The following is a 14293-nucleotide window of genomic DNA, read 5'->3' on the forward strand; positions in this document are numbered from 1 at the left end:
GATCGCGGGGCTCCAGCCTGTTCGGAGGCAAATCCCGTACCGGCCGGCGGTCCCTTCCCAGTCGAGTTTTTGTTCCGCCGTGGTCGAGCGCCCGGTCGCCAAGCTTGGCCCAATAGACTGCATCGGAGACGGTTTCCGATCAACCGGCAAGGGAGGCGGCAATGGGCATCGAACATCCGAAATACAAGGTCGCGGTGGTGCAGGCGGCGCCGGCCTGGCTCGATCTCGACGCCTCGATCGACAAATCGGTCGCCCTGATCAGGGAGGCCGCCGAGAAGGGCGCCAAGCTGATCGCCTTTCCCGAGGCTTTCATCCCCGGTTACCCCTGGCATATCTGGATGGACTCGCCGGCCTGGGCGATCGGCCGCGGCTTCGTGCAGCGCTATTTCGACAATTCACTGGCCTATGACAGCCCGCAGGCCGAACGCTTGCGCGATGCCGTACGCAAGGCAAAGCTCACCGCCGTGATCGGCCTGTCCGAGCGCGACGGCGGCAGCCTCTATCTGGCGCAATGGCTGATCGGGCCCGATGGCGAGACCATCGCCAAGCGGCGCAAGCTGCGGCCGACCCACGCCGAGCGTACCGTCTATGGCGAGGGCGACGGCAGCGATCTCGGGGTCCATGCGCGGCCCGACATCGGCCGTCTCGGTGCGCTGTGCTGCTGGGAGCATCTGCAGCCGCTGTCGAAATACGCGATGTATGCCCAGAACGAGCAGGTGCATGTTGCGGCCTGGCCCAGCTTCTCGCTCTACGATCCCTTTGCCCCGGCGCTGGGGGCCGAGGTCAACAACGCCGCCTCGCGCGTCTACGCGGTGGAGGGCTCCTGCTTCGTCCTGGCGCCCTGCGCGACGGTCTCGCAGGCGATGATCGACGAGCTCTGCGACCGGCCGGACAAGCACGCGCTGCTCCATGCCGGCGGCGGCTTTGCCGCGATCTACGGCCCTGACGGCAGCCAGATCGGCGACAAGCTGGCGCCGGACCAGGAGGGGCTGCTGATCGCCGAGATCGATCTCGGCGCCATCGGCATCGCCAAGAACGCGGCGGACCCGGCCGGGCATTACTCGCGCCCCGACGTGACGCGGCTGCTGCTCAACAGGAAGCGATATCAGCGCGTCGAGCAGTTCGCGTTGCCGGCCGATACCGTTGAGCCCGCGGACATTGCCGCGGCGGCGAGCTGATCACGGCGATCGAGGGGAGGGCATGATTATGGAATCCGCAATTCCCGCACATCTCGAAACCACGCGCACGCGCCACAAGCGCGTGCCTGACGATTACCAGCCGCCATATCCGTCCTTCGTGGCACGCTACAAGCCGGCCGTGAGCCGCGTCGTGATGGCATATTTCGGCGTGCAGTCTCGCGGCACGGCGCCCGTGGCCGCAACGGAGGCGCTTGCCGACATCGCGGGGCGGTTTGCGGCGGAAGACGGGCCCTCGCATTGGGACCGCGCGCACTATGTCGATCAGGCCGGGTATGAGACCATCGTCTCGGTGGGCTACTGGGACGACCTCGCGCGCTTCGACGCCTGGTTCGAACCGGCGCGCGAGGCCTGGACCGGACAGCAGCGCGAGCGCATCGGCACATTCATCGAGGTGTTGCGCCCCTCGGTCGAGCGGCACGAGACGCTCTTCTCCTCGCCCGACCGGCCCGAGGGTGTCGCGGTGGTTGCCGAGGGCATGAGCGGCGAGGTGCAGGAGCACGCCTATTGGGGTGGCATGCGTGATCGCATTCCGCTCTCGCAGGTCGATCCGATGTCGCCGGGCGGCCTTCCCGAGCTGATCCGCGACGGCGGGCGGCTACGCGTAAAGGCGCACGACAATCTCTGCCTGATCCGTTCGGGACAGGACTGGAGCGATACCGAAGCGTCGGAACGCAAGCTCTACCTTGACGACGTCGAACCGGTGCTGCGCGAGGGCATGGATTTCCTGCGCGACGATGGAATTGCGATCGGCTGCTATGCCAACCGCTACATGCGCGTGCTCTCGGCCGAAGGAAGCATGAGCGAAAAGTCCTACGGCCAGAGCTGGTGGAAGAGTCTGGCGGCGCTCGAACGCTGGGCGGAGTCGCATCCGACTCACGTGAAGATCTTCGGCGCGGCGATGAAATATCTGTCGACGCTCGGGCCGTCAGCAAAATTGCGGCTCTATCACGAGGTCACGGTAGCGGCTGCGGACGAGCAGTTCTTCGAATATCTGAACTGCCACGCGAAGACCGGTATGCTGGCGGCGGTCGAGACCGTCGTCGCCTAGGCGACGCAATGGCCGAGCAGTTCGGGATGCGCGGCGCAGATGTGATGCGCGCCGGCGTCCTTGAGCTCGGCCTCGCTACCATAACCATAGAGCACGCCGATCGCGGTCATGCCGTTGGTGCGGGCGCCAATGACGTCGTGGCTGCGGTCGCCAATCATGATGGCGTTGGCGGGATCGATCCTGGTCTCGTCCAGCGCATAACGGAGCAGGTCGCGCTTGTCGACGCGCGTGCCGTCGAGCTCGGAGCCGAACACGTACTCGAAGTAGGGCTTCAGGCCGAAATGATCGACGATGCGCCTCGCGTAGACTGCGGGCTTGCTGGTGGCGACAAACATGCGCTGGTTGGTCGCGGCGATCGTCGTCAAGGTATCCACGATGCCGGCATAGGCTTCGTTCTCGAACAGGCCGATATCGGAAAAGCGCTCGCGATAGAGCAGCAGGGCGCGGTCAGCGAGCTCGTCGGTTCCGGTCAGCTTCTTCAGGCTGGCATGCAGCGGCGGCCCGATGCACCAGGTCAGCTCGTCCTCGCTCGGCACCGCGACGTCCAGCCGTTCCAGCGCGTACTGGATCGAGCGGGTAATCCCGGGCTTCGGGTTCGTGAGCGTGCCGTCGAGATCGAAGAAGATTGTCGCCATGCCGCCGGGGTCCATGGTTGATGCTGCCCCGTTGCTAGTGGGATCGGCTTTCAAGTCAAGAGCGGATGCGTCATTGCTGCCGGGCCCATTCGGCGATCGCGGCGGCGTCCGCGCCGGTCTTCGCCTCCCAGTCGGCGACCGTGGCCGTTGCCGCCTTCCGGAGCGCGGCGAGGAGGGATTGCGGCGCCGGCTCGGCGATGGTGACGCCGTTGTCGCGCATGCGCGCATAATTCTCGGAAGTGCGGTGGGCCAATAGCGCGAACTGGCTTTGCTCGGTCTCGGCGGCTGCGGCCAGCACCTCGCGCTGCATCGGCTCGGGCAGTTCGGCAAAGGCGTCGCTGCGGACGAACGCGATCGAGACCGGCATCGCGTAATTGATGGCCGTGAAGTGCGGCAGGAAGTCCCAGAGCTTGCGCCCCGCGCCGCCGTCGCCGGAGGTGAGGAACGCGTTCAGGCGATGCTCCTTCAGCCCCGCGAGAGCGGCGTCCATCGGCAGGAACTGTGCATTGGCGCCGGCCGCGCGCATGACCGCGCTGGAATTGGCGTCATAGGCCCGCAAATTGAGCGTCGGCAGGTCGTCGGCGCCCTGGAGCGCGCGCTCCGACCACAGGCCCGTGGCGGGCCAGATCGTCAGATAGAGCAATTTGAGGCCGCGCGCCGCCAGCGCTTTCTCGTAGAGCGGACGTGCCCGCAAATTGGTGGCGCGGGCAAGCTCGACCGATTGCACGAGGAACGGCAGGGTGGACAATCCGAGCACCGGGTCGATGCCGGAGAGCGCGCCCGCGAACGCATCGCCGCCGGCGATCCGGCCATCGAGCGCGGCGCGCGGCATCTCGCCCGAATTGATCTTGAGCTTGTTGTCGAAGTTGTTGGCCGCGGTCACGAAACCGTGGGTGCGTTCGAAAACGCGGCTGGCAAAGGTCGCAAGCCCGATCCCGGAGATGTTATTCTCAGGGTATTCCGTGGTCATTTGCCAGGTGACTTTGGCGGCCACCTCGGCGAGGGCCGGCGCGACATTCAGGACCAGCGCGATCCAGGCGAAGGCGACAATGCAGCGGATCCGTTTGGCGGGGGAGCGCATTGGAAGAGGCAGGTCAGGCAGCATCAATTGGCGACTCGTCGAACCATGGCACGATGCCACAGCATGGCAGATCATCTTGTCGCATGCCGCGCCCGCGTGCGCCACCGCCATGCCTGCCCGCAATGGGTGCAGATTGCAGGGAGGATCGTCACCATGCTGCTCGTCGCAGCGTCACAGGTTGCGGCGTCGGACAGCTCACCCGACAAGACTGACGCTGCCGTTCCGGGCGTCGCAGAGCCCGCGAAGCCGCCGGAGAAGTCAGACGCGCGCGAGAGCGATACGCGGGAGTCGATCTGCCTGATCGTGGAGGCGGCCGCGCGCGATGCCAATCTGCCGCTGGAATTCTTCGCCCGGGTGATCTGGCAGGAGAGCCGTTTCCAGGCCGACGCGGTCGGCCCCACAACGCGCAGCGGCGAGCAGGCGCAGGGCATCGCGCAGTTCATGCCGGGCACCGCGAGCGAGCGCGGGCTGCTCAATCCCTTCAATCCGGTGCAGGCGCTGCCGAAGTCGGCGGAGTTCTTGAGCGAGCTGCGCAGTCAGTTCGGCAATCTCGGCCTTGCCGCAGCGGCCTACAATGCCGGCCCGCGCCGGGTGCAGGAATGGCTCGCCGGCACCGGTGCAATGCCCGAGCAGACCCGCAACTACGTCTACGCCATCACGGGCACGAGCGTCGATGCCTGGGCTAAGGCAGGGGCGACCGGCAAGGGACCGCCCAGCTCACCGCCGACGAGCTGCCGCGATCTGATGGCGCTGCTCAAGCGTGCGCCGAATGCCTTCGTCGCCGAGCTCGAGCAGCATGTCGAGCTTGCGGCCGCGAAGGCCTGGGGCGTCCAGCTCGCCGCCGGCTTCGACCGCAACAGGGCGCTGGCGATGTATTCCCGTGCCGTCACGCGTCTCAGTTCGGTGATCGGCGAGCGCGATCCGAGCCTGTTGTCGTCGGTGATGCGCAGCCGCGGCACGCGCGCGTTCTATCAGGTGCGGATCGGTGCGGATACGCGCAGTGAGGCGGATGATCTGTGTAGCCGGATCCGCAAGGCGGGCGGGGCCTGCTTCGTGCTGAAGAACAAGGGTGTCGCGGGGTAACTCCGCTCGTCATTCCGGAGCGCGCCCCGGAACGACGGCGGTGGGTGTCGGAACAGCGCATGCCAGCCCCGCCGTGCCCTTCCTTGACGCGAGCCGTCGTCTTGCCCGTTATGCAGGCTCGATTCCGCAACCCGGCCAGACTTCCGTGGCGCTCCCTCCGCTCGATTCACCGCAATGGAATAGCCCCTGGCTCGCCTTCGGCTGGGGCCTGCGCTCGATCACGCAGACGATCCTCACCCTCGTGCTGTTCGCGACCTATCTGGGCATCGGCGCGCTGGCCCATGACACCCATTTCAGCCTGCTCTGGGCGCTGTGCTCGACGCTGTTCGTCTGGGCGGGGCCGGCGCAGATCATCCTGATCACCACGCTCGGCTCTGGCGCCACTATCATCCAGTCGGCGATCGCGGTGACCGTCAGCGCGATCCGCTTGTTTCCAATGGTCGTCTCGGTGCTGCCGCTGATGCGCACGCCGACCACCAAGCGGCGCGAGCTGGTGTTTGCCGCACATCTCACGGCTGTGACGCTGTGGGTCGAATGCCATCGTTTCCTGCCGCTTGTGCCGCGCGAGCGGCGGATCGCCTTCGTCAACGGACTTGGCTTCGGTCTGGTCTCGGTGTGCCTCACCGCCAACACGGTCGGCTATTTTCTTGCTGCAAACCTGACGCAGACGCTTGGCGCGGCGATCCTGTTGCTGACACCTCTGTCGTTCCTGTTCTCGACCGCGCGCAACAGTCGCGAGGCCGCCGACGTCGTCGCGCTGGCGCTTGGGGTTCTGCTCTATCCGCTCGCCGCGAAGATGAACTCCGGCCTCGACATTCTCGTCAGCGGGCTCGTCGCCGGCACCATCGCCTACGGCGTGCATTGGTGGCGGGAGGTGCGCGCATGAGCTACGCGCAGCTCATCGGCGACTGGCAGGCGCTCGTCGTGCTGTTCGTCGCCGGCGTCGTTCCCAACCAGATCTGGCGCATGCTGGGCCTGTGGTTTGGCGGCGGCATCGACGAGGGCTCCGAGCTGCTGGTCTGGGTGCGGGCGGTCGCCACCGCGATCCTCGCCGGCGTCATCGCGCAGATCGTGGTCGAACCGCCGGGCGCGCTCGCCGGCGTGCCTGATGTCCTGCGCTATGGCGCGGTGGCCGCCGGCCTCGTCGCCTTCCTGCTGACGCGCCGCTCGATCTTCGCGGGCGTCGTGACCGGTGAAGTCTTCATGCTGGCCGGCACGTGGTGGTTGGGCTAAAACTGCCGGCGAACAGCCAAGGAACAGGAAATATGGTTCGCGAACAGGAGCTCCGCGAGGGCGAGGTCGCCATCGAGCTGCCACCGACGCAGGATGCCGGTCTCGTCTTCATCGGCCGTATCCGCACGCCCTGGACATCGCGGCTGGAGACGCCGCGGCAGGGGCGTCAGGACGGCCCGATCTGCCGCCTCGAGATCTTCGAGCCGTTCGTGCCGGCCATCAAGGGCGTCGATTTCTACAGCAACCTCGAAGTGCTCTACTGGCTCGACCAGTCGCGCCGCGACATCATCCTGCAGAGCCCGAAGAACAACGAGAAGACCCGCGGCACCTTTTCGCTGCGCTCACCGGTGCGGCCGAATCCGATCGGCACGTCGATCGTGAAGCTGGTCGGTATCGAGGGCAACACGATCCTGGTGCGCGGTCTCGATTGCATCGACAACACGCCGCTGATCGACATCAAGCCGGATCGGTGCGAATTCACGCCGCTGGCGGCGCCGCAGAAGGGTGATTTCGAGACGGAGTAGGCTGTCATTCCGGGCTCGCGACTTCGTCGCGTCCAGCAATGACGATCAGTCCTTCAACGCCGCGATCAGCTTGGCGGCGTGCTCTTCCAGCACCTTGTTCTCTTCCTTGCGGCTGGCGGGCGGCAGCATCGCGACGCCGTCATGGCGCGGCATCACGTGCATGTGGAGGTGAAACACCACCTGGCCGCCGGCGGGTTCGTTGAATTGCTGCACGGTGATGCCGTCGGCGTTGAAGGCCTTCATCGCCGCCGCTGCGATCCTATGCGCACCGCGGGCGACATGGGCGTAGTCGTCCGGCTTGATGTCGAGGATGTTGCGGGCAGGGGCCTTCGGGATCACCAGCGTGTGGCCGGGGACGCGCGGCATGATGTCGAGGAAGGCAAAGACGTGCTCGTCCTCGTACACCTTGTAGCAGGGCAGCTCGCCGCGCAGGATCTTTGCGAAGATATTGTTGGTGTCGTAGGTGGTCATGGCGGCGGCTCCTCGAACAATTTGCGCTTACTGTCACCAGCCAAGGTGAACCGTCAAGGCGCCTCGTCGATGCCCTTGCGGAACGGGCCGAGCTCGGCAAGCTCGCGGCCGGCCTCGGCGACATAGGCGCGCTCGCGCTTGAGGTAATCGTCGATCGCGCGGCGCAGGCCGGGATCGGCGATGAAGTGGGCGGAGTGGGTGGTGCGCGGCAGGTAGCCGCGCGCGATCTTGTGCTCGCCTTGCGCGCCGGCCTCGACATGCGTGAGGCCGCGCTGGATGGCGAAGTCGATCGCCTGATAATAGCATACCTCGAAATGCAGGAACGGATGATGCTCGACCGCGCCCCAGTTGCGGCCGAACAGCGTGTCCGAGCCGATGAAGTTGATCGCGCCGGCGATCCAGCGTTCGTTGCGGCGGGCCATCACCAGCAGCACGTCCTCTGCCATGGTCTCGCCGATCAACGAGAAGAATTCCCGCGTGAGATAAGGCCGGCCCCATTTGCGCGAGCCGGTCTCCATGTAGAACATGAAAAACGCGTCCCAGGCATCCTCGGTGATGTCTTTGCCCGTGAGCCAGTGGATCGTGACGCCCGAGGCGAGCGCATCGCGCCGCTCGCGCTTGATCGACTTGCGGTGGCGAGAGTTCAGCGTCGCCAGGAAGGCGTCGAAGTTCGCAAAGCCCTCATTGTGCCAGTGGAACTGCTGGTCGGTCCGCTGCAGGAAGCCGTGCTCGGCGAGCAGCTTCCACTCGGCCTCGCGCGCGAAGGTGACATGGACGGAGGAGGCCTTGCTGACGCCGCACAGCGCTATGAGGCCACTCGCCAGCGCGTCCATGATGCGCTCGCGGTCGACGCCGTCGCGGACCAGCAGCCGCGGGCCCGTCGCCGGGGTGAAGGGAACCGAGACCTGGAGCTTCGGATAATAGCGTCCGCCGGCGCGCTCATAGGCGTCGGCCCAGCCGCGGTCGAAGACGTACTCGCCTTGGGAATGCGATTTCAGATAGCAGGGCACAACACCGGCGACGCGGCCATCGATCTTGGCCACGAGATGCCGCGGGCCCCAGCCGGTGCGGATCGTCGCCGAACCTGATTTTTCGACGGCGGAGAGAAATGCGTGGGAGACGAAGGGGTTATAGGCGGGTTTTAAGAGATCGAGGGAATCGCCTGGGAGAGCGGATGAGGTTCCGTTGCCAGCCCCATGGCACCGTCCGGCGGGATTGGCGCAGGCGTCCCAATCCTCCGGTGACACGTGGTCAATCGACGGTACTGCCTCGAGCGTGATTTCGGATGATGCCATCGACCTCCAAGATCGTGCATTGCAGCAGCGACTTCAAGGGGGTGGGGAGGCACGCTATCGCTGCAGAGCCGGGCCCATCTCTCCGCGCTCGCATGCCGGCCCCTTGGATCCCGGCTCTGCGCAGCAACGCTACGCGTCGCCGCTTGTCCGGACCACGCGCAAGGCCTACGGCACGAACCCCTCGAAAATCATCTGGTCCGCATACTGTCCGACCCGGGTCCGTTGCTCGCCGGTCCGCACCGTCCATCCCAACAGGGCGCAGCCGAAGACGTTGCGGGCGATCCAAGGGGCGGGGGCCGGGAGGTCATCGACCCGGAAGGCCACGAAATGGGGCTGGGTCCGAAATCCGTGGCGTAGATAGAGCATGCTGTCGCGCTGCTCCCGGGTCAGCTTGGCCCAGTAGTCGTCCTCATAGGTCCGCTGCGCGACGATGCCGCGCGGGCGGGAGGGCAGCAGCTCGCGCAGCGCCTGCACCTGATCGGGATCGAAGGACATGCCGACGGCTGGCCCGTCATAGGATTCCAGCACCTCGGCCATCCGTTTCACCAGCTTGCGGTCGCCGCCAAAATGGCTCTTCACCTCGATCACCAGCGGCACGCGGCCGGCGACGAGGGCGCAGAGGTCGGGCAGCGACATCATGCGCTCGTCCGTACCCCTGAACTTGACGGCCTTCAGCTCCGCGGCGGTCTTCGACACGACCTCGCCGGTGGCCTCGGTGAGGCGGCCGAGCGCATGGTCGTGATGCACCATGGCCTCGCCGTCGGCGGAGAGCTGGATGTCGACCTCGATCGAGAAATTGCCCGCGATCGCAGCTTGCACCGCGCCCGGCATATTCTCGACGATGCCGCGGGAGATGTCGTGCAGGCCGCGATGGGCGACCGGCCGGGCCGTCAGCCAATCAGGAGCGCGCATGTTCCGTCAGGCGACCTCGAACACGCCATCGACCTCGACCGCCGCATCGGCGGGCAGCGAGGCGACGCCGACGGTGGTGCGGGCATGGCGGCCCTTGTCACCGAAGGCCGCGACCATCAGGTCGGAGGCGCCGTTGAGCACCTTCGGCCCGTCCAGGAAGTCCGGCGCCGAGTTGATGAAGCCGCCGAGACGCACCACGCGCACCACCTTGTCGAGATCGCCGAGCGCCGCCTTGACCTGGGCCAGCAGGTTCACCGCACAGCCGCGTGCGGCCGCCGCGCCGTCCTCGATGGAGACGCCGGCACCCAGCTTGCCCTTTGCGATCAGCTTGCCGGCGGGATCGAAACAGACCTGACCGGAGACGAACAGCAGATTGCCGGTGCGCACGAACGGGACGTAATTGGCGACGGGGGTGGGGGCTTCGTGCAGCTTGATGCCCTGTTCCGCCAGCTTCTGCTCGACCGTGCCCGCCATGTCCGACCTCGTTGTCCAAAATCATTCGCCCCGGCGCGTCCGCAAGGTGGCCGGGCGCGCCCTGTTTCGCCCATCGGGCCGCTACATGCAAGCAACCCGCAAGAAGATGCTTTGGCCCGCGGCGAGGCGGTAGGTTCAACGCCAGGGCCGCAACTTTACGTGAAACGGCCTCAGTTGCGACGCAATGGAACGGTCAGTAAAATGTCGAATCTGCGCTTCCCAGGACGCGTCCCCAAGGAATAGACATGGTGCACCTTTTCCGGACTTCGCTCGGTGTGATGGCGCTCGCGGCGGCCAGTTTCGGCCTTGGCGACCGCGCGCAGGCCGCCAACGGTCCGTTTCTGGCGCATCAGGCCCTCTATGATCTGAGCCTGGTGAAATCGCGCTCCAATTCGGTCAACAGCGCCCGTGGCCGCATCCTCTACAATTTCACCGGAAGCTCGTGCGAGGGCTACACCTCCGAATTCCGCCAGGTCTCCGAGCTCGACAGCGGCGAGGGCAAGGTCACGCTCAGCGACCTCCGCTCCAATTCCTGGGAGGACGCCGCGGGCAAGAGCTATCGCTTCAAGATCGAGACGCGGATGAACGAGGCGGACGCCGGCCGCGTCGACGGCTCGGCCGAGCGCGACGGCGACCATATCAACGTCAAGCTGAAGCTGCCGGCGCCGAAGAGCTTTACCCTCGACGGCAAGATCGTGTTTCCGACCGAGCAGATCCAGCGCATCATCGCCGCCGCCAAGGACGGCAAATCGCTGCTCGAGCTGTCCGTCTATGACGGCTCCGACGATGGCCAGAAGGTCTACAACACGCTGACCGTGATCGGCCAGCCGATCCCTGCCGACCGCGCCACCTCCGCCGATCCCTCGACGTCGGACGAGCACATGAAGTCGCTGCAGCGCTGGCCCGTCACCGTCAGCTATTTCGACCGCGACGCCCAGCAGAAAGAGGGCGAGCAGACGCCGGTCTATGCGATGTCGTTCGAGCTCTACGAGAACGGCGTCTCGCGCCAGCTCATGCTCGACTACAACGACTTCGTCATTTCCGGCGCGATGGGCAAGTTCGACGTCAAGGACAGCAAGCCCTGCAATTGACGGGCTCTCCGCGCGAGCGGTGGCCGAAGGGCGGGCAAGGCGTAGGGGGCAGAGGCGCGCGCTTCGCGGGCCGTGCCCACCGCTTTTCAGCAGTGGGCAAAATCGTGGGCACGCTTCGCTCTGTCCGTGCGAGATCAATCTTCGCAGTGGCAGACTAGCTCTCGTCATACTCTCCCGCTACGCTCCCTCCCAAGCACAAACCTCAGGGAGGCAACCTCATGCCCAAGCTCGACCATCTCCGCCCCAGCGGCCTGCATCACAATCCCGCTTACTCCCACGTCGTCACCGCCTCGGGCGCGCGCACCATCTACATCTCGGGGCAGGTCTCGGTGGACGAGGAGGGGCGGATCGTCGGCGAGGGGGATATCGCCGCGCAGACGACGCAGGTGATGCAGAATCTCGGCCATGCGCTGAAGGCAGCCGGCGCGAGCTATTCCAACATCGTCAAGATCACGACCTTCGTCGTGAACTACAAGCCGGAGCTGCGCCCGATCATCGGCAAGGCCCGCTCGGCCTTCTTCGAAGGCATGGAGCCGCCGGCGTCCACGCTTCTCGGCGTCACCGCGCTCGCCGCGCCGGAATGGCTGATCGAGATCGAGGCGATTGCGGTCGCGGATTGATTTCCATCCGGGCTACGAACGCTGCACTTTGGACAAGTCCCGTAGGACAGCCATCGCTTCGTCTGCTCTGTCAATGGGCACAAAGAGATGGTCATGATGAAACGCCGACACGGCATTGACGCTGATGCCGGCTTCGGCGAGGCGCGCCGTGATGGCCGCGAGGAATCCCACCGCATCGAGCGCGGAGTGAACCGCCAGAGTGATCAGGCGCGAGACGAAGGCGTAGCGCAGTCCTGCGCGCTCGGCGTCCTCGCGAGAGATGACCAACGTGGTGCCTTCCTGCTCGCGAAAGGTGAGTAGCGGGTTGACCTCGGCGGGGATGCGCTCGTCGAGCGGAATCGTGCAGAACACGAAGGTGCCCGGCCGCAACTGCGGCCTCATGTCCCGCAGCAGCACCTGGATATCGCGTTCACCGGCCATCACTCCTGCGCCTTCTCCGGGCCCTCATAGGCGATGCCTCGGATCACCGCGGCGCTGCCGAATTTCTTGCGTAGGCTGTCCACCGCGCGCTCGGCGTGGGCGGCGCGGCGGTCGAGCATGTCGGTGTCGTCGGCGGGCGAGCCGTCGCGCAGCGCGCTGACGCCGGCCCCCATCAGGCGGAAGGCGGTGCCGTCGATCTCTTTCGCTAGCATCTCGCGGCAGATCGCAAAGATCTTCGCGGCGAGCTGGGTCGGGGCTGCGATCGACTGCGAGCGCGTGCGCTGGCGGAAATCGGCGGTCTTCAGCTTCAGCGTAACGGTCGAGCCGGCGAGCTCGCTGCTCTTGAGCCGCGACGAGGTCTTCTCGCACAGCCGCCACAGGATCTTTTCCAGCGTCGCGAAATCGCGGATGTCGGTCTCGAAGGTGGTTTCGCTCGAGATGGTCTTGGCGCCGCGGTCAGGCTCGACACGGCGGTCGTCGATGCCGCGTGCGAGCCGCCACAGCCTGCGGCCGTCGCTCGGAAACTGCCGCATCATCTCGATCTCGTCGGCCTTCTGCAAATCGGCGATAATGCGAAATCCGCGCTGGACCAGGCGCTCCTGCGTGGCGGGCCCGACGCCGAAGATGAAGCCGACCGGCTTGTCCGCCAGCATCAGCCGCGCTTCCTCCTGATCGAGCGCGGCAAAGCCGCGCGGCTTGTCGAGGTCGGAGGCGATCTTGGCCAGGAATTTGTTGCAGGACAGGCCGACCGAGACGGAGATGCCGATGTCGCGCTCGACGTCGCGGGCAAAGCGCGCCAGCACCTTTGCCGGGATCATGCCGTGCACGCGCTCGGTACCGGAGAGGTCGAGGAAGGCCTCGTCGATCGAGAGCGGCTCGACCAGCGGCGTCAGGGCCTGCATGGCCTGGCGCACCTCGCGGCCAACGCGGACGTATTTCGTCATGTCGGGCGGGATGACGATCGCATGCGGGCAGGCTTCCAAGGCCTTGAACATCGGCATCGCCGAGCGCACGCCATAGGTGCGCGCGATGTAGCAGGCGGCCGAGACCACGCCGCGCTTGCCACCGCCGATGATGACGGGCTTGTCGGCAATATCGGGGTTATCCCGTTTCTCGACCGTGGCGTAGAAGGCGTCGCAGTCGATATGCGCGATGGTCAGCGTGGACAGCGTCCGGTGGCGGACGAGGCGAGGGGAACCGCAGGCCGCGCAGCGCCGAACGGCCGTATCCAGGTCGGCCAGACAATCCCGGCAGAAGCAGCGGGGCCCGGCCGGGACGGGGGTGCTCACGGCACATCGCGCTCCCAGGAGGGGTCGCCGAGCGCATCGCCCAGGACCTGCCGCGCTGCGGCGACGTTGGTCGGGTGCAGTTCCGCGGAGCTGGCAAAAGCCTTCACTGTGGCATCGTCCCGCATCACGAAATCGAGCACGCTGAGCAGGAAATTGGGGTCGGCGGCGGCATTGCGAAGGGTCTCCGGTCCGACTCCTGTCTCGGCCAGGAACAGGCCCAGCCGCTCGGGCTCGCTGGCAACGAAGGACAGCGCCTGAATCGCAACGATTTCAGCGACTTCGCGGGGGTTGTGAACAGGCTTTTTCAAGGGGACGGTTTGCCTTTCCGTTAACTTTCGGTGTCTACTTTGCATCATGCCCGAGTCTCGCCTCTGAGTCTTCCGACCCCCAGACAAGCAACTGGAAACCACATCGCAGAAAGTCGATCCTCGGGTTTAACGAAACTCAAGCGAATCTGAGGCTAGTTTGAATCCAGTTTTCGAAACGCCGGCGAGCGGCGTCTGAGGCGTCACATGCATCGGTCCTTCGGACCAATCAGGAGGGCGGGATGGCTAAGACCGTCCTGATCGTGGAAGACAACGAGCTCAACATGAAGCTCTTCCGCGACCTGTTGGAGGCGCACGGCTATCAGACCTCCGGCACCAGCAACGGCTACGAGGCGCTCGACCTCGTTCGCAAGATGCGGCCCGACCTCGTGCTGATGGATATCCAGTTGCCGCAGGTCTCCGGCCTCGAGGTGACGCGCTGGATCAAGGACGATCCGGAGCTGCGTTCCATTCCCGTCGTCGCGGTCACGGCGTTCGCGATGAAGGGCGACGAAGAACGCATCCGCGAGGGCGGCTGCGAGGCCTATTTGTCCAAGCCGATCTCGGTCGGCAAATTCATCGAGACGGTCCGGCGTTTCATCGGATAGGAAGT

General features: G+C 65.8%; 18 protein-coding genes. 9 read left to right on the top strand and 9 right to left on the bottom strand.

The window, feature by feature from the left end; all coding sequences use genetic code 11:
- Positions 1-161: 161 nt before the first annotated feature.
- Together AC0WRY_RS14685 and AC0WRY_RS14690 are read left to right on the top strand one after the other, a co-directional pair.
- Positions 162-1178, top strand: a complete 1017-nt coding sequence (locus tag AC0WRY_RS14685; RefSeq protein ID WP_491123277.1) for a carbon-nitrogen hydrolase family protein — start codon at positions 162-164, stop codon at positions 1176-1178.
- A 28-nt stretch (positions 1179-1206) separates the two neighbouring features.
- Entirely contained in the window at positions 1207-2247 is a 1041-nt protein-coding gene (locus AC0WRY_RS14690; protein ID WP_491123278.1) for a phenylacetaldoxime dehydratase family protein, read from the top strand.
- Here the strand turns inward: AC0WRY_RS14690 and AC0WRY_RS14695 are convergent.
- Positions 2244-2882 (bottom strand): HAD family hydrolase, encoded by a 639-nt coding sequence (locus AC0WRY_RS14695; RefSeq protein ID WP_285812296.1) that lies wholly within the window; start codon positions 2880-2882, stop codon positions 2244-2246. The two genes, AC0WRY_RS14690 and AC0WRY_RS14695, sit on opposite strands and share 4 nt — an antisense overlap.
- A 70-nt stretch (positions 2883-2952) precedes the next feature.
- Positions 2953-3987 (bottom strand): TRAP transporter substrate-binding protein, encoded by a 1035-nt coding sequence (locus AC0WRY_RS14700; protein WP_491123279.1) that lies wholly within the window; start codon positions 3985-3987, stop codon positions 2953-2955.
- A 129-nt stretch (positions 3988-4116) separates the two neighbouring features.
- Between AC0WRY_RS14700 and AC0WRY_RS14705 the strand changes: the two genes are divergently transcribed.
- The 4 genes from AC0WRY_RS14705 to tsaA all read left to right on the top strand — a co-directional run bounded on the left by AC0WRY_RS14705 (position 4117) and on the right by tsaA (position 6803).
- Positions 4117-5046 (top strand): lytic transglycosylase domain-containing protein, encoded by a 930-nt coding sequence (locus AC0WRY_RS14705; protein WP_491123470.1) that lies wholly within the window; start codon positions 4117-4119, stop codon positions 5044-5046.
- A gap of 145 nt (positions 5047-5191) precedes the next feature.
- The gene (locus AC0WRY_RS14710) at positions 5192-5932 is read left to right on the top strand and encodes an AzlC family ABC transporter permease (RefSeq protein ID WP_491123280.1); all 741 of its coding nucleotides are present in this window, start codon (positions 5192-5194) and stop codon (positions 5930-5932) included.
- Positions 5929-6279 carry an AzlD domain-containing protein gene (locus AC0WRY_RS14715; RefSeq protein ID WP_194407662.1) on the top strand — a complete coding sequence of 117 codons (351 nt, stop codon included), beginning with the start codon at positions 5929-5931 and terminating at the stop codon, positions 6277-6279. Before AC0WRY_RS14710 ends, AC0WRY_RS14715 begins: the two co-directional genes overlap by 4 nt.
- A gap of 32 nt (positions 6280-6311) precedes the next feature.
- On the top strand, positions 6312-6803 hold the full coding sequence (tsaA, locus tag AC0WRY_RS14720) for a tRNA (N6-threonylcarbamoyladenosine(37)-N6)-methyltransferase TrmO (RefSeq protein WP_194407663.1): 492 nt from the start codon (positions 6312-6314) through the stop codon (positions 6801-6803).
- Between the two features lie 45 nt (positions 6804-6848).
- Here the strand turns inward: tsaA and AC0WRY_RS14725 are convergent, their stop codons facing one another.
- From AC0WRY_RS14725 to AC0WRY_RS14740, 4 genes are all read right to left on the bottom strand, one after another.
- Positions 6849-7274: an HIT family protein gene (locus tag AC0WRY_RS14725; RefSeq protein WP_491123281.1), complete on the bottom strand. Its 426-nt coding sequence runs from the start codon at positions 7272-7274 to the stop codon at positions 6849-6851.
- Positions 7275-7327: 53 nt separating this feature from the next.
- A complete protein-coding gene (locus tag AC0WRY_RS14730; protein WP_194407665.1) occupies positions 7328-8569 on the bottom strand; it encodes a GNAT family N-acetyltransferase in 1242 nt (413 codons plus the stop codon).
- A 165-nt stretch (positions 8570-8734) separates the two neighbouring features.
- Positions 8735-9481 (bottom strand): glycerophosphodiester phosphodiesterase, encoded by a 747-nt coding sequence (locus AC0WRY_RS14735; protein WP_491123282.1) that lies wholly within the window; start codon positions 9479-9481, stop codon positions 8735-8737.
- A gap of 6 nt (positions 9482-9487) precedes the next feature.
- Complete coding sequence (locus AC0WRY_RS14740) at positions 9488-9955, bottom strand: RidA family protein (RefSeq protein WP_018321130.1); 468 nt, start codon at positions 9953-9955, stop codon at positions 9488-9490.
- Between the two features lie 245 nt (positions 9956-10200).
- On the opposite strand from AC0WRY_RS14740, the gene AC0WRY_RS14745 reads away from it, so the two are divergent.
- Together AC0WRY_RS14745 and AC0WRY_RS14750 are read left to right on the top strand one after the other, a co-directional pair.
- On the top strand, positions 10201-11046 hold the full coding sequence (locus AC0WRY_RS14745; protein ID WP_491123283.1) for a cell envelope integrity EipB family protein: 846 nt from the start codon (positions 10201-10203) through the stop codon (positions 11044-11046).
- A 218-nt stretch (positions 11047-11264) separates the two neighbouring features.
- Positions 11265-11666 carry a RidA family protein gene (locus AC0WRY_RS14750; protein ID WP_128920555.1) on the top strand — a complete coding sequence of 134 codons (402 nt, stop codon included), beginning with the start codon at positions 11265-11267 and terminating at the stop codon, positions 11664-11666.
- Between the two features lie 12 nt (positions 11667-11678).
- Here the strand turns inward: AC0WRY_RS14750 and AC0WRY_RS14755 are convergent, their stop codons facing one another.
- From AC0WRY_RS14755 to AC0WRY_RS14765, 3 genes are read right to left on the bottom strand one after another with little or no spacing between them, the layout of a single operon-like run.
- A complete protein-coding gene (locus AC0WRY_RS14755; RefSeq protein WP_491123284.1) occupies positions 11679-12086 on the bottom strand; it encodes an ACT domain-containing protein in 408 nt (135 codons plus the stop codon).
- Positions 12086-13375: a DNA polymerase IV gene (locus tag AC0WRY_RS14760; protein ID WP_194407669.1), complete on the bottom strand. Its 1290-nt coding sequence runs from the start codon at positions 13373-13375 to the stop codon at positions 12086-12088. Before AC0WRY_RS14760 ends, AC0WRY_RS14755 begins: the two co-directional genes overlap by 1 nt.
- The gene (locus AC0WRY_RS14765; protein WP_211417476.1) at positions 13372-13683 is read right to left on the bottom strand and encodes a DUF3572 domain-containing protein; all 312 of its coding nucleotides are present in this window, start codon (positions 13681-13683) and stop codon (positions 13372-13374) included. Before AC0WRY_RS14765 ends, AC0WRY_RS14760 begins: the two co-directional genes overlap by 4 nt.
- A 239-nt stretch (positions 13684-13922) precedes the next feature.
- Between AC0WRY_RS14765 and AC0WRY_RS14770 the strand changes: the two genes are divergently transcribed.
- Entirely contained in the window at positions 13923-14288 is a 366-nt protein-coding gene (locus AC0WRY_RS14770; RefSeq protein WP_008130064.1) for a response regulator, read from the top strand.
- Positions 14289-14293: the final 5 nt, after the last annotated feature.

This window comes from Bradyrhizobium sp. T-12, from assembly GCF_058314695.1.